The organism is Cryobacterium sp. TMT1-2-2 (genome assembly GCF_004403505.1).
In the GTDB taxonomy this organism is placed as follows: domain Bacteria; phylum Actinomycetota; class Actinomycetes; order Actinomycetales; family Microbacteriaceae; genus Cryobacterium; species Cryobacterium flavum.
This window is the reverse complement of sequence record NZ_SOGS01000017.1, coordinates 148,817-175,747: the sequence shown is the minus strand read 5'-3', so window position 1 is coordinate 175,747 and position 26,931 is coordinate 148,817. Positions and strand designations below refer to the sequence as shown.

Genomic DNA, 26,931 nt, shown 5'->3' with positions numbered 1-26,931 from the left:
CCGCTCCGGATCCACGAACCGCACCCCACCGCGCCGCGGGCTGGTCAATGCGTCGTAGGTGGCGATCCACAGCTCGCCCTGCTCCGGCGGCAGCAACGCATGCAGCGTGACCATGCCATCGGCCCGCCGCCACAACGACCACCGGGTGTCGTCGCGGGCCTGCTTCTCCCGCGCGAGGATGCCCGCAGCATCCAACTCATCCCGCATCCGCCTGGCCCGTTTGAACGCCTGCTCCGTATTCAGGCCCGGAGCCTCCACCAGCAACACACGCAACGCGGCGCCAAGCTTCTCCGCGGTGATCGCCTGATCCAGACTGCCCAAGCCTCGCAGCAGGGCATCGCCGACGCCGGGCGAGAACGTGCCGGCCGCGACGGCGCGCACGATCGGCGCCTGCCACGGCACGATCACCGGCGGCACCAGGGGCAGAGACGGCACCGGTGTGGGCGGGACGACCGGCGCCACGGCGACCACCGGCCCCGGGGCGGGGTGCACCCTCCGGCAGCGGTAGCCCCGGATACAACTCGGCCCACGCCGCGGCCCGATCGGCCTCCCGCGCCTCCCACTGCGCCGCCTCCCAGTCAAATGCCCGCTGCGCCTCTGCCGCCGCCTCGACAGCGGCAGCAGCGCCGGCCGTGGCCGTGGCCGCAGCATCCGCCCGGGCCTGCGCGACCCGCGCCGCCCCCTCGCGCTCCGCCGTCTCGGTCTCACTCATCAGCACCCCGACCGCCAGCAGCCGACCGGCCTCAATGCGGCTGAGGCCGGTGGCGTGCTGCACCATCAGCGTCGGGTTGCCAAACCCGTGGCGTGCCGCCAACCCGGACTGGCCCAACTGCGGCCGCGACCGCTCCGCAATCGTGCCCGCGAGCAACGCCGCCACCGTGTTACTCAGCCGCAGCAACGCGGCAATCGGGGCGCGCGCCGCGAGCACCTCCGCATCGGAGAGACCGGCGAACTCGGCACTGGACCCGCCCAGCGCTACGACAGCGGCCGCTGCCCGGGTCAACTCCATCGCCATGCTGGTCATGATCTAAGACAACACCCGACCACCGACACGAGGAAATGTCACGCATATAAGCACTAAATCAGTAGACCCCGCTAAAGAATACCCAACGAGCTGATTCCAACGGGCCACCGGAGCCACCGGAGCCACCGGAGCCACCGGAGCCACCGCCATAAGGCTGGCACGGTCACGTCCGGGCCTATCGTGTTCTCGTTGAAACACGAGCACCGACACCGAACACATCGCTGTCTGCCGCACTCTTATCCTGAATTCGGCGCGTGCACCACGCCTGTGTATAACTTAAACGGGATTATAGCAATCCGGTCTAGGGTGACCGCATGCGAACCCGACCGCGTCGTCGCCCCACGCACAAAGCCGTGCATATCGCTTCAATAGTGTTTCTCGCCGCCGGCACATTGAGCGGATGCTCGGCCGCTCCCACTCCGTCTCCCCACGGCTCGTCGGAACCCGCCGCCGAGGCGACGGCAGCGCCGACCGAGACTCCCCCAGTGTTCGCCTCGAACGAAGATGCCCTCGTGGCCGCGAAGGCAACATACACAAAATACCTCGCGCTCGGTGACACGGCCGATGGAACCGATTCCGGCTCGTGGAAGGAGTATTTGTCCCTCACGACGGGTTCGGAAAAGCAAGGTGTCGAGCGAGCTAGAGATCTGATGGACAAAAACGGCTGGTCATTCACGGGGGTCACCCTGTTTGATTCGATGACCATTCAATCGTCCCAAGCCTTGGCAGATTCCACCTGGGAGATTCGCACTTATCTCTGCCTAGATCTCAGCTCCTCTGACACGGTCAATACGTTGGGTGAATCTGTTGTCAAAGCAGATCGCCCCGGACGATCACCCATGGTTGTCGTTTTCGTTGCGCCGAATCGGAATTCCCAACAACTACTGATTTCGGAGTCTCCAATATGGTCCGGTTCAAACTTCTGCTCGTAATCGGCCTTTCCACGGTGATGGTGCTTAGCCTCGCACCATCATCGCCTTCTCACGCCAACGCTCCGGGGTGCACTCCTGCCGAGCAGAAGGCGGGTGTCTGCCCGGAGGCGCCCGAGACCGGCGGTAAGGCAAACGGTGGGAGCGTTGACCTGACCGCCGATCAAACCGAAACCTCGAAAGGCTCGGGACATTCACCCCATGTCCGTCGGTGGCGGGCCGGAGACCCCGCACCCGCAGTCCCGAGGGTGTGCGCGAACGGCGACCCGAAAATGCTCGGCGTGACCTGGGCTCCGTGCGGTAACGACTCACACTTGCCCCTGATGCGTCCCCAAGTGGCCGGCACCCCCTGCACGGTCTGCTCCCCCTCGACCATCGTGCGCGTCTCCGACCTGCAGAACTTCCCCGCCTACGCCGCCGCCACCGGCATGGAACCCAACGGCTGGGCCATCGTCGGACTGCCAGCGAATTTCTGGGCCGGGGCATCCGCTCAAATCGGCGACGGGGTACTACTCGGACAACCCGCACAGGTCATGTTTACCCCGATCGGGTACCGCTGGAACTACGGCGACGGCAGCACCGCCTCTACCCCGACCGGTGGAGCCAGCTGGGCCGACCTCGCCGTCGCCGAATTCTCCACCACCCCCACCAGCCACAAATACACGAAGAAGGGCACCTACGCGGTCACCCTCACCGTCGAATACCGCGCCGACTACAGCTTCGGCGACCAGGGCTGGCGACCCGTCGAAGGCATCGTCACCGTCCCCTCCGCCCCATTCACCGTCGTCGCAGCGAAGGAATCCACCGTGCTCGTCGCCGAAGACTGCAACACCAACCCCCACGGTCCCGGCTGCTGAGGCGCTCAAATCACGACCTCTACAGTTCCCGGCATTTTGTTGTAGGTATTCTTCAGCGGCCGGTGGGCACCGAATTCTAGATTTGGAACCATGACCGATACCGTTCTCTCGAGCACCCGTTCTCGACGTATTCTGCCCGCCCGCGATCTCGCCCAGATCGCCATTTTCGCCGCCCTCATCGCGGCGCTCGGCCTGGCCGGACCGCTCAACATCGGGCCGGTACCGATCACCCTGCAGTCACTCGGAGTGATGTTCGCCGGGGCCATCCTCGGCCCGCGCAAGGGAACCCTCGCCGTGCTGTTGTTTCTCGTGCTCACGGCTGTTGGACTCCCCCTGCTGGCCGGCGCGCGCGGCGGCATCGGCGTGTTCACGGTGAGCCCGGCGGCCGGCTATCTCTACGGCTGGCTGCTCGGCGCCTTCGTCACCGGTTACCTCACCGCCCGGCTGCTGCCGAAGTATCCGTTCTGGCTGGCTCTCGGTGCCACGATTCTGGGCGGGATCGTCGCCGTCTATCTGGTTGGAGTTCCGGTCATGGCCCTGAACCTCGGCCTGCCGCTGTGGACCACGTTGGGCCTGAACGTCGCGTTCATCCCCGGCGACCTGATCAAGGTCGTGCTGACCGTGCTCGTCGCCGGCCAGGTACACAAGGCCTACCCCGGGTTGATCGCGCTGCCGAAGGGTCGTCAGGCCCGAGCGTGAGCATTATCCACTTCGAGCAGGTCGGGCAGTCCTTTGGCGACCGCACCGTGCTGCACGATGTGAACCTCAGCCTGACCGAGCATCGTATCGGCATTGTCGGTGCGAACGGTTCGGGCAAGTCCACGCTCGTGCGCATGATCAATGGGCTCGTCACGCCAACCACCGGCGTCGTGACGGTCGACGGGCAGAATGTGGCCCGCCACGCCCGCGAGGTGCGCCGCAAGGTCGGGTTCATCTTCACCAACCCCGACAATCAGATCGTGATGCCCACCGTGCAGGAGGACGTGGCATTCACCCTGCGCCGTCGCGGTCTGTCTGCCGCCGAAATCGCCGAGCGCACGGCGGCGGCCCTCGAACAGTTCGGGCTGAGCGAGCACGCCGACCATCCGGCGCACCGTCTTTCCGGCGGTCAGAAGCAGTTGCTCGCCCTCGCGGCCGTACTGGTGGCGGAGCCGGCCACAATCGTGGCCGACGAACCGACTACCCTGCTCGACGCCCGCAATGCCCGACGCATCTCCGAACTGCTGCAGACGCTCCCCCAACAGGTCATCGTTGTCACCCACCACCTGCACCTGGTCGACGAGTTCGACCGCGTGATCGTGATCGAAGAGGGTGCCGTGGTCGCCGATGGCGCGCCCGCCGACTCCCTCGCCGCCTACCGCGCCCTGTTGCAGTGAGAAGCCGCGCGTGATCGGCCTCTACAGCCCCGGAACCTCACTGATTCACCGGGCACCGACACTGCTCAAGTTGCTTCTGCTCTCGCTCTGCGTGCTGCTGATCGGCACCTCGTCTGACCCGTGGGTAGTCAGCGGCGCTGCGGCAGGAGTCGTGCTGATGTTCGTGATCGCCCGAGTTCCCCTCCGCGCGGCCGTCGCGCAGATCGCGCCGATTCTGCTGATTCTGTTGGTAGCCGTACCGATTCAGGGTCTGCTCTCGGGCTGGACTGTCGCCGCACTGATGGCCGGCCGCCTTGTCGTTGCGGTCGCCCTGGCCGCCCTGTTCACGATGACGACCACGGTCACCGCGGTGTTGGAAGCTTTCCAGACCCTGCTGCGTCCGTTCAATCGGTTCATCGACGCCGACCGGGTGGGGCTGCTGGTGGCCCTGACCATCCGTTGCATTCCTCTTGTCTCCGACATCGTTCGCGAGGTTCTCGAGGCCCGCACGGCCCGCGGTACCCAGGGCTCGCTCTTGTCGATCGCCGTTCCGGTGGTCGTGCGCTCGCTCTACGCAGCGGATGCCCTGGGCGAGGCCCTGATCGCCCGCGGTCTCGACGACTGAGGTGTGCTGGGCGGCGCGCCGTCGCATCCACTCAGCCGGTTCATAGGCGAACCGTGGCAGAGTGGGCACTTGGCCGTCTGCGCCACCAAGACATTCACCAATCAGTGCTTGCCCACAGCTACGTTCTCGAAAGAGGCCCCGTGTCGAAAATTCCCGCGCTCCTGACCATTGTGGGCCTCACGCTCGCGCTGACCGCCTGCGGAAGCAGCGGTACTCCCGAGGCAACCAGTTCCGCCCCTGCAGCGGATGCCGCCTTCAGCGAGTGCACCGCGCCCGGCGCTGTGTCCGATGGTGTCGACGTGACCGGCGACTTCGGCGCCGTGCCCGCGTTCAAGTTCGCCGAGCCGTTGACGCCGGCGGCCACCCAGCGCACCGTGGCGATCAAGGGAACGGGCACCACCGAGGCTGGTGCCGGCTCGTTGGTTGGGGTGTCACTCTCGGTTTACAACGGGACGACCGGCGCTACGGTGCAGGAAACGACCTACCCGACCAGCGGTACCAGCGAGACCATCACCGTCGGCGAAACGTTCCTCAAGGGGCTGGTACGGGCCGTCAACTGTTCCGTTGAAGGCGACCGCATCGTCACCGTCAGCACTGCGGACGACGCGTTCGGCGCAGACGGAAACACCCAGCTCGGAATTGCCGCCGGGGACTCGGTCGTTTTCGTCACCGACGTCATCTCGATCACGAACCTCGCCGACCGCGCTGACGGGGTGGACCAGCCGGTCGTGCCTGGCCTGCCCACCGTTGAGCTCGCCGATAATGGCGCTCCCACCATCACCATCCCCGACACCGACCCGCCGACCGATCTGCAGATCGCCACGACGAAGCTCGGTGACGGCGCCGTCGTCGCCGACGGCGACACCGTCTCGGTCGAATACACCGGAGTCATCTGGGGTACCGGCAAAACCTTCGACTCATCCTGGACCACCGTTGGCCCGACCACGTTCGTCACCAGCCAGGTCGTTCCGGGCTTCGGTGCTGCACTCGTCGGCCAGACCGTCGGATCCCAGGTCATCGCCGTTCTGCCGCCGAGCGAGGGCTATGGCGAAGCGGGCAACACCCAGGCTGGCATCAGCGGCACGGACACTCTCGTCTTCGTCGTTGACATCGTCGGCACGGCAGCGACGCCCGCCGCGTAGCATTGTCTCCCTGGCACCGTCCGTCGACCTTCGGGTCGGCGGGCGGTGTTTTTTGCTCCGGTTCCTGAGTGTCTGCCCAGCCGCAAATGGGAACGGCATGAGAGTGTGGAGGGAGAAACGCATCCGTTCGGCCAGCGCCGTACGCCAACTCCACCACGAAAGAGGCTATTCACCTGACTTCCACACTCATCTCAACGCCCGTTCCCGCCACCGACGCATCCGCTCAGAAGCCGACCACGATCGACGAGTACGTCGCCGCTCCGGCCGAGCCGCTCGCGAGCGTCGTCTCCCTGCTCCGCGACACCTTCGACCTGGCCTTGCCGGAGACGTCGACGGAACTGTGGCACGGGCATCCGGTCTGGCTCGACGACGAGCTGCCGGTAGCCGGATTCAAGGCCTACCCCACCTTCGTCACGGTGTTGTTCTGGCGCGGCCAGGCCATCACCGATGACTCGGGCAAGCTCAATGCCAGTGGGTCGGCAGAGATGAGTGAGTACAAGCTGCGCGGCGTGGATGATTTCGACAGCGATCTCTTCACCGGCTGGCTGCAGCAGCTGCGCGAGCTCGAATCCGCGTAAACATTAAATAGAACGGCCCGCGTCCAAGGACGCGGGCCGTTTTTCGTGCAGAATCCGTGACTAGCTGGTGAGGTCGTCTACGTATTCCTGGTTGTCTTCGATCCACTTGGCGACGATCGGCGCGTAGTCCTGACCGTCGTAGTTGACGAACATTTCCTCTTCAAGGGAATACAGCGTCTCGAGGTCCATCTCGAAGTTATTGATCCACTCGGCGGCCTGCGGGAAGTCAGCTTCAAACTCGGTACTACCGTAGGAGTGGATGCTCTCGATGTTCTCGAGAGTTCCCTCGGGGTCCTCTAGGTTCTTGATCGGGAACGCTCCGTAGGCCCAGTGCGGCTCCCAGAGGGTAACGACAATGTTCTCGCCGTTGTCGGTCGCGTTGGTGAGTTCGGAGAGCATCCCCGCGGTCGACGACGTCACGTTATCCATGCCGTCGAGGCCGTAGGTCGGGATGACCCGCTCTTCCATGGCCTCATTGAGGCCTGAACCGGGCTCGATGCCGACGATCCGGTTGGAGAACAGGTCGGCGTTTTCGGCCAGTTCCGCGAGGGAGTCGATCGGGGCATCCGCATTCACCGCGACGGTGAGCTTGGATTCGGTATTCCATGCACCGAGGTCGACGATGTCATCGCCATACTTTTCGAGGTAGGACGCGTGGGTGTCAGGCAGCCAGATGTCCATGCTGAGGTCATAATCGCCGGTGGCCAGGCCCGAGTAGACGGGGGCCTCCGCGGCGTATTCCAGCTCGACGTTGTAGCCCTTCTCATCGAGAATGGCTTTCCACAGCTCGGAAACGGCGATGCCCTCGTCCCAGCCGTTGAATACAGCCAGGCTCATATCCGCGTTGTCGCCGTTGGAGACAGTGGCAGTTTCAGCGGAAGCGCACCCGCTGAGGGCGAGGAGCGAAATGGCTCCTCCTGCAATGAATGACTTGGTACGAATTTTCATGTGTTTCCATTCTCGACACCCGCGAAGGGTGGCAGGGTTGGCTCTTGGTGCTGGCGGCCGATCTGAGTGCTATGACAACCGCCGATGGACACGGGCGCTCGCTCGCCCGTGAGTGTGTGGGTTACAGACGAACCGATTCGGGTTCGACCGGAGCTGCGGTTTCCACCGAAGCGGATGCCGGCGCGCGGCTCTTGCGCAACGCGATGAAGCGACTGATGGGCGTCTTGCCGGTACCGAACGCGGCGGTGACTCGGTCGAGGAATATGGCGAGAATTACGACGGCCAGACCAGCCTCGGAACCAAGCACGATATCGATCCGGCTAAGACTCGTCATGATCTCCGCACCGAGGGCGCCGGCGCCGACCATTCCAGCAATGACGACCATCGAGAGTGACAGCATGATGACCTGATTGATGCCAGCCATGATCGTGGGCAGGGCGAGGGGTAGCTGGATCTGGCGCAGGATGCGCCCCGGTGAGGCACCGAAGGCAGACCCGGCTTCGACGATCTCTGGGTCGACCCCGCGAATCCCCAGCTCTGTCAGGCGCACCCCCGGCGCCATCGCGAAGATGATAGTCGCTACGATTCCCGGTACCTCACCGACGCGGAAGAACAGGAGCGCCGGAATCAGAAAGACGAAGGCGGGCATCGTCTGCAGGAAGTCGAGCACCGGACGAATGACGCTCGAGGCTGCCTTCGACTTGGCCGCCAGAATACCGAGTGGGATGCTCATCGCAATGGCGATCACACTCGCAACGAGCACGAGGGCAAGCGTGTCCATGGCATTTTCCCATTGATTCATGCCAACGATCAGCAGGAGGCCGACGACTGTCCCGGCCAAGAACTTCCACCCCCGAGCCGCCACGGCCAGCAGGCCGGCCAGACCGATGATCACATAGAACGGCGGGGAAACCAGTAGATAGTCGACGGTCTCAAAAGCGCCAGTAAAGGCAAGACGAACGAAGTCGAAGAAGAAGCTGAAGTGCTCGGTTACGAAATCAAACAAGACTTCGACCCAGGAACCCACAGGGATTCGGAACTCGTTCACGCTTCAACTCCTTCGAGCGCGGTGTCGCCCAGAATCTCGGCGATCTGGCTGACCGAGATGGTGGCCGGTGGCATCACGACGGGCAACGGGCCGGTATTGGTCGTGACGTTGCCGATCGCGGCGAGCAGGGTGACTCGCGGAATCACGCCGAGCAGGCGGTTCTTCTCATCGACGACGGCGATGGGCAGTTCGCTCTCGACCGACGGTTCGACCAAGTCGACCAGGGCGGTTTCGGGCAAGACCGCGGTGGCGTCATCGCGGATGATGGCGCGCAGGTCGGTCTCGCCGCGCTTGACGAGCTTGAGAACGTCGCGATCGCGCACGATGCCGGCGAAGCTGCGATCGCGGTTGAGTACGAAGGTGACGGATGTCTGCAGGTCGCGCATTGTACGCAGCGCGGCCCGGGGGCCGGCTGTCTTGGTGATGACCGCTCGCACGGGTTCCATCACGCTCGCGGCGGTGAGCACGCGGGCCCGGTCGACGTCCTGCACGAACTGGGCGACGTAGTCGTTCGCCGGGTCGGTGAGGATCTCTTCCGGGGTGCCGATCTGAACGATGCGGCCGTCGCGCATGACCGCGATACGGTCGCCGAGGAACATGGCCTCGTTGAGGTCGTGCGTGATGAAGATGATGGTTTTGCCGAGCGCGGCCTGCAGCTCGATCAGCTGTTCCTGCATCTCGCGGCGAATGAGCGGGTCGAGAGCCGAGAAGGCTTCGTCCATGAGCAGTACGTCGGTGTCGGCGGCGAGGGCACGGCCGAGCCCGACCCGCTGCTGCATGCCACCGGACAATTCGGAGGGCAGGTTGTCGGCCCAGCCGGCCAGGCCGACCAGATCGATGATCGTCCGCGCCTTGGCGAGGCGATCCGCCCGATTCATGCCCTGAATTTCGAGACCGTAGGCGACATTGTCGATCACGGTGCGGTGCGGCAGCAGGGCGAAGTGCTGGAACACCATGGAGATACTCTTGCGGCGTACATCGCGCAGTTCCTTGGCGGACACGTCGGTGATGTCGGTGCCGCCGACGCTTACGGTGCCGGAGGTAGTGTCCCAGAGTCCGTTGAGCATGCGAATGAGGGTGGATTTGCCCGATCCCGACAGGCCCATCACGACGAAGATCTCGCCCTTCTTGACCTCGAAGGAGGCGTCGATGACGGCGGCAACTCCGTGCGACGAGATCTCAGCGCGGCTCTTGCCGGCCTTGAGCTTCTTGACGATCTCGTGCGGACGGCGTCCGAATGCTTTGTAGAGGTGATCTGCCTTGACGGCAATGGTTTCTTGAAGAGGAATACTCTCGGTCACGCGTTCTCCGGTGCACGCCGAACGTAGCCAATTTCACGACTGACAATGGGGCGAGCTCTCTTGGCGGACGGGTTGGCGCCGAGCGGCCCGCGGGCTGGAGCAATCATGGGATCGCATCCTTCGGTACCACACCATACGAAGGCGGCCGTTCCATCTCAAATGGGGGCTACGCGTGCGCGTCCTGGTGAAGGGTTATAAGACCGTAGCCAATACTAACACACTGACTTTGAGGCATGCCGAAATCACCGCTTAAACGGGGGTGCCGCCCGGGAGGACTCCTCCGGACGGCACCCTTAGCGCGAGTCTAGTGCTGGCTATTTTTCAGCCAGCGATTTCTGCTAGACGCGGTCCAGGATCTGCGACTGCGCGGCCTGCTCAGTGCTGCGCTGGGTCTCGGCGGCGCTCACGTGGCCGTGGGTCAGCATGGTGCGCTCATCGAACGGTTCAAGCTTGTCGAGCACGCGATCCACCTGCACCCGGTCCATCTCCTTGGTCCAGGAGCCGATCATGACGGTCGCCACGGCGTTGCCGGTGAAGTTGGTCAGTGCGCGCGCCTCGGACATGAACCGGTCGATGCCCACGATGAAGCCGACGCCGCCGACGAGTTGCGGGGCGTGTGCCTGCAGTCCGGCGGCCAGCGTTGCGAGACCGGCACCGGAGACTCCGGCGGCTCCCTTGCTGGCGATGATCATGAAAACGAGCAGGCCAATCTGTTCACCGAGGGCGAGAGGCTGGCCGAGCGCGTTGGCGATGAACAGCGACGCCATGGTGAGGTAGATTGCGGTGCCGTCGAGGTTGAACGAGTACCCGGTGGGCACGGTGACACCGACCACGGGCTTGGAGATGCCGAGGTGTTCCATCTTGGCGATCAGTCGCGGCAGGGCGGCCTCGGAGGACGAGGTAGAGAAGATCAGCAGGTATTCCCGGCCGAGGTAGCGCATCAGCTTGAAGATGTTCACGCCGGTGACGATCTTGAGCAGCCCGCCGAGGATGACCACGATGAAGATGATGCAGGTGATGTAGAAGGCGGCCATGAGAGTGAACAGGCTGATCACGGCCTGGATACCCGTCGCGCCCACGACCGCGGCGATGGCGCCGAATGCACCAATCGGAGCGAGCCACATGACCATGATCAGAATGCGGAAGACCAGGGCCTGCACGTGCGCGATTCCCTCAAGGATCGGTTTGCCGGCCGGCCCCATGCGCTGCAGGGCGAAGCCCGCGATCAGGGCCACGAGAAGCGTCTGCAGAATGTTGCCGCTGGTCAGCGACGAGAACAGGGTGGCGGGCACGATTCCGAGCAGGAACCCCTGGGTGTCGGCAGATTCCGTCGCCTTGAACGTGGCATCCGAGAGGTTGATACCCTCACCCGGGTGGATTATGTTGCCAACGACCAGGCCGATGCCGAGCGCGAAGGTGGACATGATCAGAAAGTAGCCGAGGGCCAGTCCGCCGATCTTGCCGACGGTGGCGGCCTTGGCGATCGAGCCGATGCCCAGGATGATCGTGCAGAAGATGATCGGAGCGATCATCATCTTGATCAGGGCGATGAACAGGTCACCGAGCGGCTTGAGCGAAACCGCGAAGCCGTCCGGTCCGCCCCAGACCAGGCCGACGATGATACCGAGCACGACCGCGACGATGACGGCCATGTAGAGGTAGTGCGACGAGTCGATCTTCTTCTTCGATTTGGGTTTGGTACGGGTTGATGGCGTCGATGCCATGTCAGACTCCTATGTCTAGGCTTTACCTGGCCCACCACGGGCTCCGGCTATTGCAATGCCCTCCAGACTGGTCGCTGCTGCCCGGCACGTCACGGTTGCGGTCATATTGTTCACGAGTTCACGAAGGAGCACGGATTGCGTAGGGAATGGAGCATCGCCAAGCGGCTCTTTTTCGCGCACGCGCTGTTCATCGTGGTGCTCACGGTCTTCGTCGGAACAGCATTCTTCGTGGATGCCCGCGATCGCGGCTACGACGAAACCAGTGACCGGATGCTCGCGGTCGCCACCGCCATCGCCGACAGTCCGCTGGTACTCGCGGCCAGCGAGTCGACCGACCCGAGCGCGACGCTGCAGCCCTATGCCCTCGATCTCACCCAGGATGCCGGCCTCGACTTCATCACGATCATGGCCCCTGACCGCACCCGCTGGACCCACCCGACCCAGACCGAGATCGGCAAGGATTACATCGGTGCGGTCGAACCGGCTCTGTCCGGAACGGCCTTCACAGAAATCAGCACGGGAACGCTCGGGCCATCCGTTCGCGCCGTCGTGCCGGTGACGGATGCCGGCGGCACCGTTCGCGCGCTGGTCGCGGTGGGCACCACGACCAGCAACATCACGATCGCCCTGAACGCCCGGCTGCCGTCGGTACTGGGGCTGGCGCTCGGGCTGCTCGCCTCGGGATCGGTAGTGACCTGGCTGCTCGGCCGCTACCTGCGGCGAGTCACGCTCGGGTGGGGTCCGGAACGTCTCGCGCAGCTGTTCGTCTACTACGACTCGGTGCTGCACTCGGTGCGGGAGGGACTCGTGCTCGTCGACCTGCACGGCGACCTCGTGCTCTACAACGACCAAGCGGCGCAGCTGCTCGGCATTCCGCCGCGGCCGGCTGCTGACAGCGCCACTCCCCCGCCCGCCCTGGCCGAGTTGAGCCTGCCGCCGAGCCTCGGTGAGTTGCTGCGCAGTGGTCGTTCCGTACACGATGAGATTCATGTGACCGGCACGAGGGTGCTGGTGGTCAGCCAGGAACCGGCCGTGGCTTCGGCGAGTCGCTCCAGGGCGACCCCGATGGGATACGTAGCGACGATTCGTGACCACACTGATCTGCAAACCCTGGGCAGCGAGTTGCAGTCTATGCAGACCCTCTCCGACGCGTTGCGGGCGCAGACCCACGAGCATTCCAACCGGTTGCACACCATCGTGTCGCTCATGGAACTCGGTCGCACCGATCAGGCTCTCGACTTCGCCACCAAGGATCTCGAGTTGAGTCAGCGGCTGGCCGACGAGATGGTCGGGTCGGTCGACGAACCGGTGATCAGTGCCCTGATCATGGGCAAATCGGCGCAGGCCAACGAGCTGGGGATCACCCTTACCGTGACGGCGTCTGGCACGCTCGCCGAGTCGGGGCTGTCCATTCAGGACTTGGTCACGGTGCTCGGCAACCTGGTCGATAACGCCCTCGACGCGGCGGCCGCCGGCGCGGACCCGCGTCGGGTGTCGGTCTCCGTGTCATCGACCGAGCAGGCCGTCACGATCGAGGTGGCCGACAGCGGCGCCGGTGTGGCACCCGAGGTGATCGACGACGTGCTGCGGCTGGGTTTCAGCACCAAGGGCGCCGGCGCCACGGGCACATTCACCACGACGCCGGGTCGGTCGGTGGGTGGTCGGGGTCTCGGCCTCGCACTGGTTCGGCAGGCGGTGACTCGCCTCGGTGGCACGCTGACAATCGGGCGACGTGAGGGCGCCGTCTTCACGGTCGTCATTCCCGCTGTCATTCGTGCATATCCTGCCGAGGTCGACCATGCCTGAGTCATCGCTGCCGCGCATTCGCGTGCTCGTCGTCGAGGACGAACCGCTCGCGGCCGAGGCCCATGCCGTCTATGTCGGGCGGCTGGCCGGGTTCGAGCTCGTCGGCACGGCCGGTACCGGGCAGGACGCGTTTCGCCGGGTCGCGGCGGCCGCTTCCGCCGGCACTCCGATCGACCTCGTGCTCATGGACATGAACCTGCCCGACAGCCACGGGCTCGACGTGAGTCGGCGCATTCGGGCGGCCGGTCTGGCCACGGACATCATCGCTATCACCGCGGTGCGCGACCTGGAGAATGTACGCGGGGCGATCGCGGCCGGGGTGGTGCAGTATCTGATCAAGCCATTCACTTACTCCACCTTCGCCTCGAAATTATCCAGTTACCGGGACTTTCGTTCGGAACTAAACGGGCAGGCATCCGTTGTGACGCAGTCAGCGGTCGACCATGCCTTTGCGAGCCTGCGGGCTCCGACCGACATACCGAGGCCCAAGGGGCTGGCCGAGTCGACCCTGAACCCGGTCGTCGCCTTCCTGCAAGAGCAGGTCGCGCCGGTGTCGGCGAGTGAGCTGATGGAGTCGCTCGGCTTGTCGCGCGTCACGGCCAGGCGGTACCTGGAGTATCTGGCCGACACCGGTCTCGTGCTGCGCGCTCCCCGTTACGGCACGCCGGGGCGTCCCGAGAACGAATACAGCTGGAAGACCGCTAACGGTTCGTGAAGACCGCGGGGCGCTTCTCGACGAAGGCGGCCATTCCCTCGCTCTGGTCGTCGGTGGCGAAGACCGAGTGAAACAGGCGACGTTCAAAGTGGACGCCGGCCCCCAGCATCGTCTCGTAGGCCGCGTTCACGACCTCCTTCGCGAGCATGGTGATGGGCGCTGACTTGGCGGCGATCTCGGTCGCCGTGGCGAGGGCGTCGGCCAGGAGGTCGGCGACCGGCACGATTCGGGCAACGAGGCCGGCGCGTTCGGCTTCGACGGCGTCGATGGTGCGGCCGGTGAGGATCATTTCCATGGCCTTGGCCTTGCCGACGGCGCGGGTGAGGCGTTGGGAGCCGCCCATGCCCGGGATGACGCCGAGCTTGATCTCGGGCTGGCCGAAGGTGGCGGTGTCGGAAGCGATGATGAAATCGCAGATCAGGGCGAGTTCGCAGCCACCGCCGAGGGCGTGGCCGGAGACAGCGGCGATGACCGGGGTGCGCACGGCGGCGAGGCGGTCCCAGCCGGCGAACCAGTCTTTGAGGTACATGTCCATGTAGCTCATGGTCGACATCTCCTTGATGTCGGCGCCGGCCGCGAAGGCCCGCTCCGAGCCGGTGATGACGATGGCGCCGATCTCGGGGTCGGCGTCGAGCCGGGTCGCGGCACCGACGACGTCCTGCATGGTGGCGAAGTTGAGGGCGTTCAGCGCCTTCGGGCGGTTCAGGGTGATGACGCCGACGCGGCCGTGGCGTTCGAGCAGAATGTTGTCGTAGGTGTCGATGGTGTTGGTCTCGCTGCTGTCGCTCACGCGGTGGCCTCTCGTTCGGTGGTCTGTCTGGTTTCGTGGGTCTTACTGCGCGGCAAGCGCAGTTCGCGCTCTCCCAGCTGTGCGAAGTACGCCTGCATGTCGGCGTCGGAGACGTCGGACAGCGTGCTCGGCTGCCACGCCGGGTTGCGGTCCTTGTCGATGACCTGGGCGCGAATACCCTCGATCACATCGTGGCCGGCCACCATGCGCAGCGACACTCGGTATTCCTGCTCGAGCACCTCTTCGAGGGTTCTGAGATCGCGGGCGCGACGCAGGGATTCGAGGGTGACGCGCAGCGCGGTAGGCGACTTGGCCAGAATCGCGGCGGCCGCGTCATCGGCCGCAGTGACGGATGATGCCTGCAACCGGTCGATGATCGTGGCCACGTCGTTGCCGGCATAGCACTCATCGATCCAGGCGCGCTCGGCCAGCAGTGGGGCCGGCGGCACGGTCGACGCGTGCTCGGCGATGGCCGCGGCAGCGGGCATCCGCTTGAGGGCGTCGGCGAGGGATTCGAGTTGGGTGGATTCGACGAAGCTGTCGGCGAGGCCGAGAGCGATGGCGTCGGCGCCGGTCATGGTTGCGGCGGTGAGGGCGAGGTGGGTGCCGAGTTCGCCGGGGGTCCGCGAGTACAGGTAGGTGCCGCCGACGTCGGGTACGAAGCCAATGGTGGTCTCCGGCATTCCCAGTTTGGTGCGTTCGGTGACGACGCGGTGCGAAGCGTGACCAGACAGGCCGACTCCCCCGCCGAGCACGATGCGATCCATCAGGGCGACGAACGGTTTGGGGTACCGCTTGATCTGGGCGTTCAGGGTGTATTCGTCGGCCCAGAATCGGGCGTTCTCGTCGGGGTCGGTGCGGGCGTCGCGGTAGATCGAGACGATGTCTCCGCCGGCGCAGAGGGCGCGGTCACCGCTGCCGGTGAGCAGCACGGTCTGCACGGCGGGGTCGTCGGCCCAGTCGGTGAGGGCTGCGGCGATGGTGCGGATCATGCCGTGCGTCAGAGCGTTGAGGGCTTTCGGCCGGTTCAGGACGATGCGGGCCAGCGGGCCGTCCCGCTGCAGCAGCACCTCGTTGGCCGAGACAGCGGATGCGCCGGCGCCGGTCGCCGACGCCGCCCTCGTGCTGTCATCGGAGGTTGTCGTGATCGAATCCGTGCGGGGCATAGGGACCTTTCCGCGTCGCTGCGGGTCGGAGGTGCGGTGCGGCCTAGTCTAACGAGGTGCGGTGGCGCGACATTCTTCATGGCCCGCGTTTGAGAAGTTGGCACGTGTTCAAACCAGTGCAACCTTCGCAAACACGTGCCACGAGCGCAGATCCGACGCGCCGGCTCGAAACGGGCACAAAAAAGCCCCGCCGCACTGCACAAGCAGTGACGACGGGGCTGGTGGTGCACCCCCCCGGACTTGAACCGGGAACCCACTGATTAAGAGTCAGTTGCTCTGCCAATTGAGCTAGAGGTGCGTATGAAAGCCGGGAATGACCCGCGGCAACGTGTAACCCTAACACCCTACGGGGGCTCGATGCCAATCGAGGCGGGAAAGCGACCGTGACCGGCATCCGCTCACGAAATTACTATCCTTGGAAGGGTGACCGAACCGCGAATTTACGCCCTCTCCGACGACCTCCAGCTGGCCCTGGCCCTCGCCGACGCCGCCGACACCATCTCCCGCGCCCGCTTCACCGCGCTCGACCTCGTCGTGACGACCAAACCCGACCGCACCCCGGTAACGGATGCCGACCAGGCCGTCGAGCACGCCATCCGCGCCCTGCTCGCCGAGCACCGCCCCGACGACGGCATCCTCGGCGAAGAGTTCGGCACGGCCGGGTCGACCACGCGCCAGTGGATCATCGACCCCATCGACGGCACCGCCGGGTTCCTGCGTGGTATCCCGATCTGGGCCACCCTCATCTCCCTCGCCATTGACGGCGTGCCCGTTCTCGGCGTGGTCAGCGCCCCCGCCCTCGGCAGACGCTGGTGGGCAGCGGCCGGCAGCGGCGCCTGGTCCAGTGACCTCCAACAAGCGGATGCCACCCCGACCCGCCTGCACGTCTCCGGCATCGAGACCCTCGCCGAGGCATCCATCAGCTATGGCAGCCTGCAGCAGTGGGACCAAGCCGGGCACCTGGACGAGCTCGTGACGCTCTCCCGCCAGGTCTGGCGTACCCGCGCCTATGGCGATATGTGGTCGTACATGCTGCTCGCCGAAGGCCACCTCGACGTGGCCGGCGAATTCGACCTGCAGCCCTACGACATGGCGGCTCTGGCCCCGATCGTGCAGGAGGCCGGCGGCACTTTTACCTCGGTCGACGGCCAGCCCGGCCCGTGGCACGGCAGCGCCCTGGCCACCAACGGCCTGCTGCACGCGGCGACGCTCGCTGTTCTGAATCCCACGCAGCCCAGTTAGACCGACGCACCCGGATCGTCGGGGAAAATGCCGTTGCGGGCGTTGCGCGCGTCGAGCCGGCGCTGGCGCCAGGCCCGGGGATTCAGCAGCAGAATGGGCTTCGGTATGCGCAGTGCGTAGCCGGTCGGCAGAATCCAGCCGTAGCGTTTGGCCAGCAGCGACAGCCCCGAGCCGCTGAGAATGGCGACGGCGGTTCCGATCGCCACGAACCCGAGCTTGCTTAGAATGACCATCTCGGTACTCGCCAGCAGGGCGCTCGTGGCATAGAGCGTGTTGCCACCGAAAATCGTCGGCACCTTGAGCAGCATAATGTCGCGCACCATGCCGCCGCCGACCGCGGTGATGATGCCGAGCAGAATGGCCGGCAGCCAGCCGAGACCGGCCTCGAGCGCTTTCTGGGCACCCACCGCCGACCAGCAGCCCACGGCGAGCGCGTCGAGCAGCAGCAGCACGCGTCGGGTCCAGCGGCCGTTGAACGTGACGAAGTACGCGATGACCCCGCCGAGAATCGCGCAGATCAGGTAGGCCGGGTCAAGCAGGGCGGCCGGGGTGCCCTGCTGCAGCAGGGTGTCGCGAATCATTCCGCCACCGAGCCCGCTCATAATCGCGAGCACCACGAAACCGACAATGTCGAGGCGTGCGGTGCGGGCCGCGACGCCGCCAAGAATGGCGTTGGCCAGCACGCCAGCCAGGTCCACAAAGCGGATTATCTCAAACAGCGTCTCCGACTCAGTGTTCACTTGCCCCATTCTCTCTCATATCGACAGTGGAACCGTCGCCCCTACAGTTAAGGCATGAGGATCAACGCTTTTGCCGACGTCTGCCTGCGGGTGGTCATGCTGCTGACAGCGGCACCGGAGAGCGTGACGTTCACCTCGCGGGTCGTCGCCGCCGAGGTCGGCACGCCCTACAACCACGTGAGCAAGGCGCTGCTGCGCCTGCGCGAACTCGGTCTGGTCGAGGCGCTGCGCGGCCGAAACGGCGGCGTGCGTATCAGCGCGCTCGGCCGTGAGGTCACGGTCGGAGCGCTCCTGCGCACCCTCGACACGCGCACCGACCTCGCCGCCTGCGACACCCCCAACGGTCCCTGCCCGTTGATCAGCGGATGCGGTCTCCGCGGCGCCCTGCGCCGCGCGCGGGAAGCCTTCTACCGCGAGCTGGATGACCTCGTTATCTCCAGCCTCCCGCACGGAAAAGCGAACGGTCCAGTGCTGGTCGAACTGGGTTTGGTGCGGTAGGACTAAAGTCCCTAATTTCTACGACTTGTAGAAAACAGCCGTTTAATTGGTATATCAAATGCTACTTTTAATGAAGGCCCCCACAAACGGGTGCCGACACGCAGAAGGAGTATTCATGCTTTCGCCCCAGTCCACACCCCTCATCGAAGCCACCTTGCCGCTGGTCGGCGAGCGGATGCCCGAGATCGCGAAAAACTTCTACCACCGCATGCTCACGGCCCACCCCGAACTGTTCGACGGGCTGTTCAGCCGGTCCAACCAGAAGAATGGCTCGCAGCAGCAGGCGCTGGCCGGCAGCATCGCCGTCTTCGCGACCCACCTGCTGCAGAACCCCGACACCACACCGGAGGCCATGCTCTCCCGCATCGCCCACAAGCACGTCTCCCTCGATATTCAGCCCGAGCAGTATGACATCGTCTACAAGTACCTCTTCGAGGGCATCGCCGACGAACTCAGCGACGTCATCACCGCCGAGATCGCCGCCGCCTGGACCGAGGTGTACTGGCTGATGGCCCACGCCCTGATCAAGATGGAGAAGGGCCTCTATTCCGGCCTCGCCAGCGATAAGCCGCTCGCCCCGTGGATCGTCGTGAAGAAGGAAGCGGCCGGAACCGACGCCATCACGTTCACCCTCGAACCCGCCGACGACACCCCCGTGACGCCCGCCCTGCCAGGCCAGTACGTCAGCGTCACCGCCACCATGCCCGACGGCATCCGTCAGGTGCGTCAGTACTCTCTCTCGGCCGGCACCGCCACGACCCGCGTTTTCACCACCAAGCTCGATGCCGACGGTGAGGTCTCCCCCGTGCTGCACCGCGACGTGCAGGTCGGCGATACCCTCATCCTCTCCGTTCCGTGCGGCGACATCACCCTCGACCACGGCACCGGACCGCTGATCCTGGCCTCGGCCGGAATCGGCTGCACGCCCAGCGCTTCCATCCTTCGTTCCCTGGTCGACACCGGATCGAAGCGTGAGGTGCTCGTGCTGCACGCCGAGAGTACCCTCGAGCGCTGGGCGCTGCGCGACCAGATGAATGAAGACGTCGCCCTGCTCGAGGCGGCCGAACTGGAGCTCTGGCTGGAGATCCCGAGCGCCGGCCACCACGAGGGCTTCATGTCCCTCGCGAACGTGACCATCCCGGCGGATGCCTCGGTCTACCTGTGCGGACCGCTCCCGTTCATGCGCAGCCTGCGCTCGCAGGCGCTGGAATCCGGCGTGCCAGCCGATCGCATCCACTATGAAATCTTCGGCCCCGACCTGTGGCTCGCCAACGCCTGACCCACCGCACGGTTCAAGCCTGGCGCGACCGCGCTAGGTTTGAACCGTGGACGCTAATGGTGGTATCGAGATAGAACGCAAGTTTGACGTCGACGAGCTGGCCCTGCTGCCGCGCTTGAACGATCTGCCCGGCGTGCAGGCCGTCGCCGAACCGGTAACCCATGACCTCGCGGCCGTCTACTTCGACACGAACGACTTCGTGCTGGCGCGTGCGCACATCACCCTGCGCCGCCGCACCGGCGGCGACGACGCGGGCTGGCACCTCAAACTGCCGCAGGGCGCCGGACGCCGACGCGAAGTACACGCTCCCATCGGCAAACACCTGCAGGACGAAGCGGATGCCGTACCCGAGTCGCTCGCCCAGCTCGTGCGGGTCTACACCCGCGACTCTCCGCTCGTTCCTGTGGTGCACCTCGGCACCACCCGCGTCGTGCACGCCCTGATCGGCGCCGGCGGCGAAACCCTCGCCGTGCTCTGCGACGACCGGGTCGAGGCCCAACGGCTCATTCACGAACCCGCCTCGGCCGCCTGGCGTGAATGGGAGATCGAACTCGTCGACGGACCGGAGGACCTGCTCGATGCTGGCCAGTCTGTGCTCGCGAGCGGCGGCATCCTCGTGTCGCAGCACGCCTCCAAGCTCGCCCGCGCCCTCGGCGACCGGTTCCCGGCAGAGAGCAGCACAAAGCAGCGCCGTCCCACCCCGAACGGCCCGGCCAGCAACGTTCTGCTGGCCAGCCTGACCGAGCAGATCGGTGTCATCCGCCGGCACGACCCGCAGGTTCGCCAGCACGCTGCCGGCTCTGTGCACGCGATGCGCGTGGCCACCCGTCGGCTACGCTCGGTGCTGGCCACCTATCGTTCGCTCGTCGATCCCGGGGTCGTGCAGCACCTCCGCACCGAACTCGGCTGGCTCGCCGCCGTGCTCGGTGGCTCCCGCGACGAAGAGGTACTGCAGCAGCGCCTGGTCGGCCTGCTCGATCGCGAATCCCCCGCGCTGCTCCTCGGCCCGATTCGCGAACGCCTCGAAAGCCGCTCCGAAACGGATGCCCACTCCGCGCAACTCACGCTCGTCACCGCCCTCGACAGCCACCGCTACTTTCGACTGCTCGATGCCCTCGATTCCCTCGTCGCCACTGCGCCGTTCGCCGCCGCGGCCGACCAGGACGCCCGGGTCGTCGTACCGGCCCTGGTCACCAAGGAGTGGAAGAAATTGCGCCGAGCCGTGCGCCTGGCCGCCAAGACCGTGCCGGGATCGGAACGGGATCTCGCCCTGCACACCGCTCGTAAGCGTGCCAAGCGGCTGCGCTACGCGGCCGAGACGGCGCATCCGCTCAGCCCCAAGCGCTCGGCCCGCGTGAGCCGCTTCGCCCAGAAGCTGCAGACCATCCTGGGCGAACAGCACGACAGCGTCATCGCCCGTGATCGCCTGCTCAAGCGCGGCGGGGTCAAGGCCTACCTGCGCGGGGAGAACACCTTCAGCTATGGCCGGCTGCACGCGAAGGAGCAGGAGCAGGCTTCAAGCGCCCAAGCCCGCTTCTGGAAAGCATGGTCGCGGCGCCCCTGACGCTGTCAGGCGCTGGATCAGACCTGGTCGGCCCCGATCAGGGGCGGGGCGGCAACGGTGCTGCGATTGACCCGATCGGCGAGAACGATGGCGATGACACCGAGCAGGATCATGCCGCCGATCCGCACCAGGCCGTCCAGTCCGATCAGAACCCAGACCACCAGATTCGGTCCGGTCAAGGTGGCCAAGCCCGCGCCCAGCAGTTGGGAGAGCAGCCAGGTTGCGGTGGCCGCGCCTACCACCCAGGCCGGCACCCAGTTGAACGGGGACGGCACGGCGCCGATCCGGGCGATCTGCATGACGGCCACCAGCGCGAGGGCGAATTGCACGTACGAGTCCGCGTAGGAGAAGGCCATCAGCAGGGTCGGAGCGGGATCGTTCGAGAAGAAGTCGCTGATGACGACGCTCTGCACCGACCCGAGAAACAGCCAGAACGCCAGCAGAACCAGAGCTGTCGTGCCCACCGGACGGCGCGCTGTGACGCTGCCCACGCCCCGCACCCCGAAGGCGAACACCAGTAGGGCCGCGGCGAACAGAGCCGGGCCGATCAGTCCGATATAGGCGAACAGTGCGGGCTGCGAGATCACCGTGACGACGACCGAGGCGAGCAGCAGTCCCCCGCCGACGAACCCGGTGAGGGAGGCCGCGGACACTGAATTGTCACGAAGCTGTGAGTTTGCCATACATCCCAGTCTACTCAGACTCAGCTCCAGAGGGCCACGTGCACCTTGCTGCCGCGACGCGCGACCCCGCGGGAACCGCCAGGAGCGAGCATCGCTGCGGTGGCCTCGGCGGTCGTCACGAACCGCTGCAGGGTGCGCGCTGCGGCCGGTGCCCGACCGTGATCGAGGGTGCTCGCACACCACAACCCGGCAATCGGCGTGTTCGGCACCGGCAGCACCACGAGCGATCCGGCCGCCACCTCGGCCCGCACGATGTGCATGAACGCGAGCATGATGCCCTCGCCGTCGCGAACCGCGGCGAGGGCATCCGTTTCGCTGCTGAGCGGCACGATCTCTGGCACTCCGAGCGCTGAGGCGAGAAACGATGCCGCCAACCAGCGGCTCTCGGCGGTGAACTCCTCCACCCCGGCCGGACCGCTGAACCACAGTTCTTTCAGGAGTGCGGTGAGCGACGGCGGCAGCCGGGTGAGCGGATGCTCCGGCGCGGCCACCAGCACCCGCTGGTAGCGCAGAAAAGGCACCACTTCCAGCTGGTTTCCCTGCGGCGGCCTCGCTCCGAGCGCCACGTCGTAGGCGTGGTCCTGCAGCAGCGACCCCACGTCATCGGCGGACTCGACCACCACATCGATGCCGCCAAAATGACCGGGCACCCGACGGGTGAACGCGTCGAGCAGCCGACCGGCCGCGTGCTCGGCGAACCCGGCCGTGGCGACGACCCGAAGGTTCGCGGTGGATTCCTCGGCGTGCGACACCTCCCAGCGCACCCGGTCGGCCAGGCCTACGATCTCCTGGGCGTGGTCGGCGAGCGCCCGCCCGCCGGCGGTCAGGGCGATGCCGGCGCCGGCACGCACAAACAGGGCGTCGCCGAGGTCGAGGCGCAGCGCGGCGAGCGACGACGACACCGCCGGTTCGCTGATGTTCAGGGCGGCCGCGGCCGCACGCAGCGACCCGAGTCGGGCCACCAGGGCAAAGGCCCGCAGCTGATTCAGCGTCATTGCCACAGCTCATAACCTTTCGCTTAGGTCGATATTGACAGTCTCGGCGGCGGGGAGCAAGCTGTGGCACATAACGGTGTCGCGCAACGATGCGCGGCGCCATGGAAACTTCTCAGTGAGGAGAAGCCCGTGCAGATTCCGGCTCCGTTCGACTATGTTCGCGCCAGTTCGGTCGACAACGCTCTCGCCCTGCTTGACCGTCACGGGGCCGAATCCCGGGTCGTCGCCGGCGGCCACAGCCTGCTCCCCATGATGAAGCTGCGCCTCGCCCGCCCCGACTGGCTGATCGACATCAACGACCTGTTCGAGCTCGACTACCTGCTCGTCGATAAGGACGTGCTGCGTATCGGCGCGATGACCCGACACACGACCCTGCTGGAATCCGACGACGTCAAGCGCCTGTTTCCCATCATCACCGACGCCGAACGGGTCATCGCCGACCCGATCGTGCGCAACCGCGGCACCATCGGCGGTTCGCTCTGCCAGGCCGACCCGGCCGAAGATCTCTCCACGGTCTGTCACGTTCTCGAAGCGGTGGCCGTCGTTCGCGGTCCGGCCGGTGAGCGGATGCTGTCCATGGCCGACTTCCACCGCGGCCCCTACGAGACGGCCGTTGCCCAGAACGAACTGCTGATCGAGGTGCGCATACCCATTCGCTCCGACTCGAGCAGCGCCTACGAAAAGGTCGAGCGCCGCGTCGGCGACTGGGCCGTCGCCGCGGCCGGCGCTTCGGTCAGCCTCGACTCCGCCGGCGCGATCAGCCAGGTGGCCGTCGGACTCACCGCCGTCGGACTTGACCGCAATGTCACCGAGGTCGAAGCGGTGCTGGTCGGCCAGGCTCCCACCGAGGAACTCTTCACCGAGGCCGGGCGCCTCGCATCCCTCGCCTGCGATCCCCTCGCCGACCAGCGCGGCCCGATCGACTACAAGCGGCACCTCGCCGACGAACTGACCCGTCGGGTCTTGCGGGCGGCCTGTCGTCGCGCCGCGGCATCCGTTTCCGAGATTACGATTTAGGAGTTGAGCCCAATGCAGATCAGCATGACCATCAACGGAACTTTCGTCACTCGCGAGATCGAACCGCGGGTGTTGCTCGTGCACTTCATTCGCGACGACCTGCGACTCACCGGAACGCACTGGGGCTGCGACACCACCAACTGCGGCACCTGCGTGGTGCTGATGGACGGCCAGCCGGTGAAATCCTGCACGGTACTGGCGGCCATGGCCGACGGGCATGCGATCACGACCGTGGAGGGACTCGCCAACGGCGCCACCCTCGACCCGGTGCAGCAGGGCTTCATGGAGGAGCACGGACTGCAGTGCGGTTTCTGCACTCCCGGCATGATGCTCACCGCCCGCGCGCTGCTCGACCACAACCCGCATCCCGAACCACTGGAGATTCGCGAAGCCATCTCCGGCCAGATCTGCCGCTGCACCGGCTACGCCACCATCGTGCGGTCCATTCAGTGGGCGGCCGAGCATCCGGTCGGGGCCACCGCTGAAACAACTGATGAAGAGGTGCACGCATGACTATCCTTGAGGACCGCCCGTCGAACCCGGCCGCCGGCGACCACGATCGGCCCGTCGGCCACGGCCGCATGCAGCGCAAGGAAGACCCGCGCTTCGTGCGCGGCAAGGGCCACTACGTCGACGACATCGTACTGCCCGGCATGCTGCACGGTGCCATTCTGCGCGCTCCCGTCGCCCACGCCCGGCTGGTCTCGATCGACACGACCGAGGCCCTCGCGCACCCCAAGGTGCTCGCCGTGATCACCGGCAGCGACCTGCAGGCACTCGGCCTGGCCTGGGCGCCGACCCTGTCGATGGACGTTCAGGCCGTTCTCGTCACCGACAAGGTGCGCTTTCAGGGCCAGGAGGTGGCGTTCGTCGTCGCCGAAGACCGCTATGCGGCCCGCGACGCCCTCGAACTGATCCAGGTCGAGTACGACGTACTGCCGCCGGTCGTCGACGCCCGCAAGGCGATGGATCCGGGCGCTCCGGTCATTCGCGACGACCTCGAAGGCCGCACCGACAACCACATCTTCGACTGGGAAGCCGGCAACAAGGCCGAAACGGATGCCGTCTTCGCCAGCGCCGACGTCGTGGTCACGCAGGAGATCGTCTACCCGCGCGTGCACCCGGCGCCGATGGAAACCTGCGGCGCCGTCGCCGACTTCGACCCCATCGACGGCCGCCTCACCCTGTACGAAACCACGCAGGCCCCGCACGCCCACCGCACCCTGTTCGCGATGGTCTCCGGCATTCCGGAGCACAAGATTCGCGTGGTCTCCCCCGACATCGGCGGCGGATTCGGCAACAAGGTCGGCATTTACCCGGGCTATATTCTCGCCGTGGTCGGCTCGATCGTCACCGGCAAACCGGTGAAATGGGTCGAGGACCGCTCCGAAAACCTGATGAGCACCTCGTTCGCCCGCGACTACATCATGCAGGGCGAGATCGCGGCGACCAAGGACGGCAAGATCTTAGGCCTGCGCACCAACGTGCTCGCCGACCACGGTGCCTTCAACGCCACCGCCCAGCCCACCAAGTATCCGGCCGGCTTCTTTCACATCTTCACCGGCAGCTACGATCTTACCGCTGCGCACTGCACCGTCACCGGCGTGTACACCAACAAGGCACCCGGCGGCGTGGCCTACGCCTGTTCGTTCCGGGTCACCGAAGCGGTCTACCTGGTCGAGCGGATGGTCGACATCCTGGCCCGCAAACTCGAGATGGATCCCGCCGAGTTGCGGCTGAAGAACTTCATCAAACCGGAGCAGTTTCCCTACGCCAACAAAACCGGCTGGGAGTACGACTCCGGCAACTACGAACCCACCATGCGGCTGTCGATGAAGATGGCCGGCTACGACGAACTGCGCCGCGAACAGAAGGAAAAACGCGAACGCGGCGAACTGATGGGCATCGGCATCTCCTTCTTCACCGAAACGGTCGGTGCCGGCCCCCGCAAGGACATGGACATTCTCGGCCTCGGCATGGCCGACGGCGCCGAACTGCGCATCCACCCCACCGGCAAGGCGGTCGTGCGCATCTCGGTGCAAAGCCAGGGGCAGGGCCACGAAACGACGTTTGCGCAGATCGTGGCGGAGGAGATCGGCATTCCGCCGGAGGACATCGACGTCGTGCACGGCGACACCGACCAGACCCCGTTCGGCCTCGGCACCTACGGCAGCCGGTCCACCCCGGTCAGTGGCGCCGCCGTGGCCCTCGTGGCCCGCAAGGTGCGGGAGAAGGCCCGGTTCATCGCCGCGGCCATGCTCGAAACCCGCCCGGAAGACCTCGAATGGGAGAAGGGCCGCTGGTTCGTCAAGGGCGACCCGAGCGTGGGCAAAACCATCGCCGAGATCGCGATGGGCGCCCACGGCACGGTCGCGCTGCCAGAGGGCATCGACGGCAACCTCGACGCCGAGGTCACCTACGATCCGCCCAACCTCACCTTTCCGTTCGGCGCCTATATCTGCGTCGTCGACGTCGATCCGGGCACCGGACACGTCAAGGTACGCCGGTTCATCGCCGTCGACGACTGCGGCACCCGAATCAACCCGATGATCATCGAGGGGCAGATTCACGGCGGCCTCACCGACGGCGTCGGAATGGCGCTGATGGAATTCATCGAATTCGACGCCGAGGGCAACTGCCTCGGTGGCTCGTTCATGGACTACCTGATTCCCACCGCCATGGAGGTGCCCGACTGGGAGACCGGCTTCACGGTGACCCCGTCGCCGCACCACCCGATCGGCGCCAAGGGCGTCGGCGAATCGGCCACCGTCGGCTCTCCCCCGGCCGTCGTCAACGCCGTCGTCGACGCCCTCGCCCCGTTTGGCGTCGTGCACATGGATATGCCGTGCACGCCCGCCCGCGTGTGGGAGGCCATGCAAGGCCGCACGAGACCTCCGGTGTAAAC

Annotated in this window: 27 protein-coding genes and 1 tRNA gene; 17 read left to right on the top strand and 11 right to left on the bottom strand. The window is 65.8% G+C overall.

What is annotated here, in order from left to right:
- On the bottom strand, nt 1–462 hold a 462-nt coding region (locus tag E3T35_RS12770), incomplete at its 3' end, for a DUF222 domain-containing protein (RefSeq protein ID WP_166789939.1).
- A gap of 170 nt (nt 463–632) precedes the next feature.
- Here E3T35_RS12770 and E3T35_RS12765 point away from each other — a divergent pair.
- The 8 genes from E3T35_RS12765 to E3T35_RS19325 all read left to right on the top strand — a co-directional run bounded on the left by E3T35_RS12765 (nt 633) and on the right by E3T35_RS19325 (nt 6,510).
- Nucleotides 633–1,031: a hypothetical protein gene (locus E3T35_RS12765; protein WP_134379399.1), complete on the top strand. Its 399-nt coding sequence runs from the start codon at nt 633–635 to the stop codon at nt 1,029–1,031.
- A 478-nt stretch (nt 1,032–1,509) separates the two neighbouring features.
- Entirely contained in the window at nt 1,510–1,956 is a 447-nt protein-coding gene (locus E3T35_RS12760; RefSeq protein WP_134379397.1) for a hypothetical protein, read from the top strand.
- 320 nt (nt 1,957–2,276) lie between these two features.
- Nucleotides 2,277–2,810, top strand: a complete 534-nt coding sequence (locus E3T35_RS12755; RefSeq protein ID WP_134346583.1) for a PKD domain-containing protein — start codon at nt 2,277–2,279, stop codon at nt 2,808–2,810.
- Nucleotides 2,811–2,900: 90 nt separating this feature from the next.
- Nucleotides 2,901–3,509, top strand: coding sequence for a biotin transporter BioY (locus tag E3T35_RS12750; protein WP_092341399.1), 609 nt, complete (start codon nt 2,901–2,903; stop codon nt 3,507–3,509).
- Nucleotides 3,506–4,186: an energy-coupling factor ABC transporter ATP-binding protein gene (locus tag E3T35_RS12745; RefSeq protein WP_134346582.1), complete on the top strand. Its 681-nt coding sequence runs from the start codon at nt 3,506–3,508 to the stop codon at nt 4,184–4,186. The genes E3T35_RS12750 and E3T35_RS12745 overlap by 4 nt, the downstream gene beginning before the upstream one ends.
- A 10-nt stretch (nt 4,187–4,196) precedes the next feature.
- A complete protein-coding gene (locus tag E3T35_RS12740; protein WP_134346581.1) occupies nt 4,197–4,790 on the top strand; it encodes an energy-coupling factor transporter transmembrane protein EcfT in 594 nt (197 codons plus the stop codon).
- Between the two features lie 140 nt (nt 4,791–4,930).
- A complete protein-coding gene (locus tag E3T35_RS12735) occupies nt 4,931–5,932 on the top strand; it encodes an FKBP-type peptidyl-prolyl cis-trans isomerase (protein WP_134379395.1) in 1,002 nt (333 codons plus the stop codon).
- Nucleotides 5,933–6,099: 167 nt separating this feature from the next.
- Nucleotides 6,100–6,510 (top strand): DUF1801 domain-containing protein, encoded by a 411-nt coding sequence (locus E3T35_RS19325; RefSeq protein ID WP_134379393.1) that lies wholly within the window; start codon nt 6,100–6,102, stop codon nt 6,508–6,510.
- A gap of 60 nt (nt 6,511–6,570) precedes the next feature.
- On the opposite strand, the gene E3T35_RS12725 is transcribed toward E3T35_RS19325, so the two are convergent.
- The 4 genes from E3T35_RS12725 to E3T35_RS12710 form a co-directional block, all read right to left on the bottom strand.
- Nucleotides 6,571–7,458, bottom strand: coding sequence for a glycine betaine ABC transporter substrate-binding protein (locus E3T35_RS12725; protein ID WP_134379391.1), 888 nt, complete (start codon nt 7,456–7,458; stop codon nt 6,571–6,573).
- Between the two features lie 121 nt (nt 7,459–7,579).
- The gene (locus E3T35_RS12720; RefSeq protein ID WP_134346578.1) at nt 7,580–8,506 is read right to left on the bottom strand and encodes a proline/glycine betaine ABC transporter permease; all 927 of its coding nucleotides are present in this window, start codon (nt 8,504–8,506) and stop codon (nt 7,580–7,582) included.
- Entirely contained in the window at nt 8,503–9,807 is a 1,305-nt protein-coding gene (locus tag E3T35_RS12715) for a glycine betaine/L-proline ABC transporter ATP-binding protein (RefSeq protein WP_194088295.1), read from the bottom strand. Before E3T35_RS12715 ends, E3T35_RS12720 begins: the two co-directional genes overlap by 4 nt.
- 338 nt (nt 9,808–10,145) lie before the next feature.
- Nucleotides 10,146–11,531: a cation:dicarboxylate symporter family transporter gene (locus E3T35_RS12710; protein WP_134379389.1), complete on the bottom strand. Its 1,386-nt coding sequence runs from the start codon at nt 11,529–11,531 to the stop codon at nt 10,146–10,148.
- A 135-nt stretch (nt 11,532–11,666) separates the two neighbouring features.
- Between E3T35_RS12710 and E3T35_RS12705 the strand changes: the two genes are divergently transcribed.
- Both E3T35_RS12705 and E3T35_RS12700 read left to right on the top strand, forming a co-directional pair.
- Entirely contained in the window at nt 11,667–13,337 is a 1,671-nt protein-coding gene (locus tag E3T35_RS12705) for a sensor histidine kinase (RefSeq protein WP_134346576.1), read from the top strand.
- 7 nt (nt 13,338–13,344) lie between these two features.
- Nucleotides 13,345–14,052: a response regulator gene (locus E3T35_RS12700; protein ID WP_134379425.1), complete on the top strand. Its 708-nt coding sequence runs from the start codon at nt 13,345–13,347 to the stop codon at nt 14,050–14,052.
- On the opposite strand, the gene E3T35_RS12695 is transcribed toward E3T35_RS12700, so the two are convergent.
- The 3 genes from E3T35_RS12695 to E3T35_RS12685 all read right to left on the bottom strand — a co-directional run bounded on the left by E3T35_RS12695 (nt 14,039) and on the right by E3T35_RS12685 (nt 16,306).
- Nucleotides 14,039–14,815 carry an enoyl-CoA hydratase gene (locus E3T35_RS12695; protein WP_134346610.1) on the bottom strand — a complete coding sequence of 259 codons (777 nt, stop codon included), beginning with the start codon at nt 14,813–14,815 and terminating at the stop codon, nt 14,039–14,041. The two genes, E3T35_RS12700 and E3T35_RS12695, sit on opposite strands and share 14 nt — an antisense overlap.
- A 23-nt stretch (nt 14,816–14,838) precedes the next feature.
- Nucleotides 14,839–16,008 (bottom strand): enoyl-CoA hydratase/isomerase family protein, encoded by a 1,170-nt coding sequence (locus tag E3T35_RS12690; RefSeq protein WP_134346575.1) that lies wholly within the window; start codon nt 16,006–16,008, stop codon nt 14,839–14,841.
- Between the two features lie 222 nt (nt 16,009–16,230).
- A tRNA-Lys gene (locus tag E3T35_RS12685) sits at nt 16,231–16,306 on the bottom strand.
- Between the two features lie 125 nt (nt 16,307–16,431).
- Here E3T35_RS12685 and E3T35_RS12680 point away from each other — a divergent pair.
- Complete coding sequence (locus tag E3T35_RS12680; RefSeq protein WP_134346574.1) at nt 16,432–17,250, top strand: inositol monophosphatase family protein; 819 nt, start codon at nt 16,432–16,434, stop codon at nt 17,248–17,250.
- On the opposite strand, the gene E3T35_RS12675 is transcribed toward E3T35_RS12680, so the two are convergent.
- Nucleotides 17,247–17,990: a trimeric intracellular cation channel family protein gene (locus E3T35_RS12675; protein WP_092341389.1), complete on the bottom strand. Its 744-nt coding sequence runs from the start codon at nt 17,988–17,990 to the stop codon at nt 17,247–17,249. The two genes, E3T35_RS12680 and E3T35_RS12675, sit on opposite strands and share 4 nt — an antisense overlap.
- Before the next feature lie 54 nt (nt 17,991–18,044).
- Here E3T35_RS12675 and E3T35_RS12670 point away from each other — a divergent pair, with 54 nt between their 5' ends.
- The 3 genes from E3T35_RS12670 to E3T35_RS12660 all read left to right on the top strand — a co-directional run bounded on the left by E3T35_RS12670 (nt 18,045) and on the right by E3T35_RS12660 (nt 21,331).
- Nucleotides 18,045–18,488: an Rrf2 family transcriptional regulator gene (locus E3T35_RS12670; RefSeq protein ID WP_092341388.1), complete on the top strand. Its 444-nt coding sequence runs from the start codon at nt 18,045–18,047 to the stop codon at nt 18,486–18,488.
- A gap of 115 nt (nt 18,489–18,603) precedes the next feature.
- A complete protein-coding gene (locus E3T35_RS12665; RefSeq protein ID WP_134379387.1) occupies nt 18,604–19,767 on the top strand; it encodes a globin domain-containing protein in 1,164 nt (387 codons plus the stop codon).
- Between the two features lie 46 nt (nt 19,768–19,813).
- Nucleotides 19,814–21,331, top strand: coding sequence for a CYTH and CHAD domain-containing protein (locus E3T35_RS12660; RefSeq protein WP_134379385.1), 1,518 nt, complete (start codon nt 19,814–19,816; stop codon nt 21,329–21,331).
- Nucleotides 21,332–21,348: 17 nt separating this feature from the next.
- Here the strand turns inward: E3T35_RS12660 and E3T35_RS12655 are convergent, their stop codons facing one another.
- Both E3T35_RS12655 and E3T35_RS12650 read right to left on the bottom strand, forming a co-directional pair.
- A complete protein-coding gene (locus tag E3T35_RS12655; protein ID WP_134346570.1) occupies nt 21,349–22,014 on the bottom strand; it encodes a hypothetical protein in 666 nt (221 codons plus the stop codon).
- 20 nt (nt 22,015–22,034) lie between these two features.
- A complete protein-coding gene (locus E3T35_RS12650) occupies nt 22,035–23,009 on the bottom strand; it encodes a LysR family transcriptional regulator (RefSeq protein ID WP_134346569.1) in 975 nt (324 codons plus the stop codon).
- A gap of 129 nt (nt 23,010–23,138) precedes the next feature.
- Between E3T35_RS12650 and E3T35_RS12645 the strand changes: the two genes are divergently transcribed.
- From E3T35_RS12645 to E3T35_RS12635, 3 genes are read left to right on the top strand one after another with little or no spacing between them, the layout of a single operon-like run.
- Nucleotides 23,139–24,026: a xanthine dehydrogenase family protein subunit M gene (locus E3T35_RS12645; protein ID WP_092341383.1), complete on the top strand. Its 888-nt coding sequence runs from the start codon at nt 23,139–23,141 to the stop codon at nt 24,024–24,026.
- Between the two features lie 12 nt (nt 24,027–24,038).
- Nucleotides 24,039–24,539, top strand: coding sequence for a (2Fe-2S)-binding protein (locus E3T35_RS12640; protein ID WP_134346567.1), 501 nt, complete (start codon nt 24,039–24,041; stop codon nt 24,537–24,539).
- Nucleotides 24,536–26,929 (top strand): aerobic carbon-monoxide dehydrogenase large subunit, encoded by a 2,394-nt coding sequence (locus E3T35_RS12635; protein WP_134346566.1) that lies wholly within the window; start codon nt 24,536–24,538, stop codon nt 26,927–26,929. The genes E3T35_RS12640 and E3T35_RS12635 overlap by 4 nt, the downstream gene beginning before the upstream one ends.
- Nucleotides 26,930–26,931 lie beyond the last annotated feature (2 nt).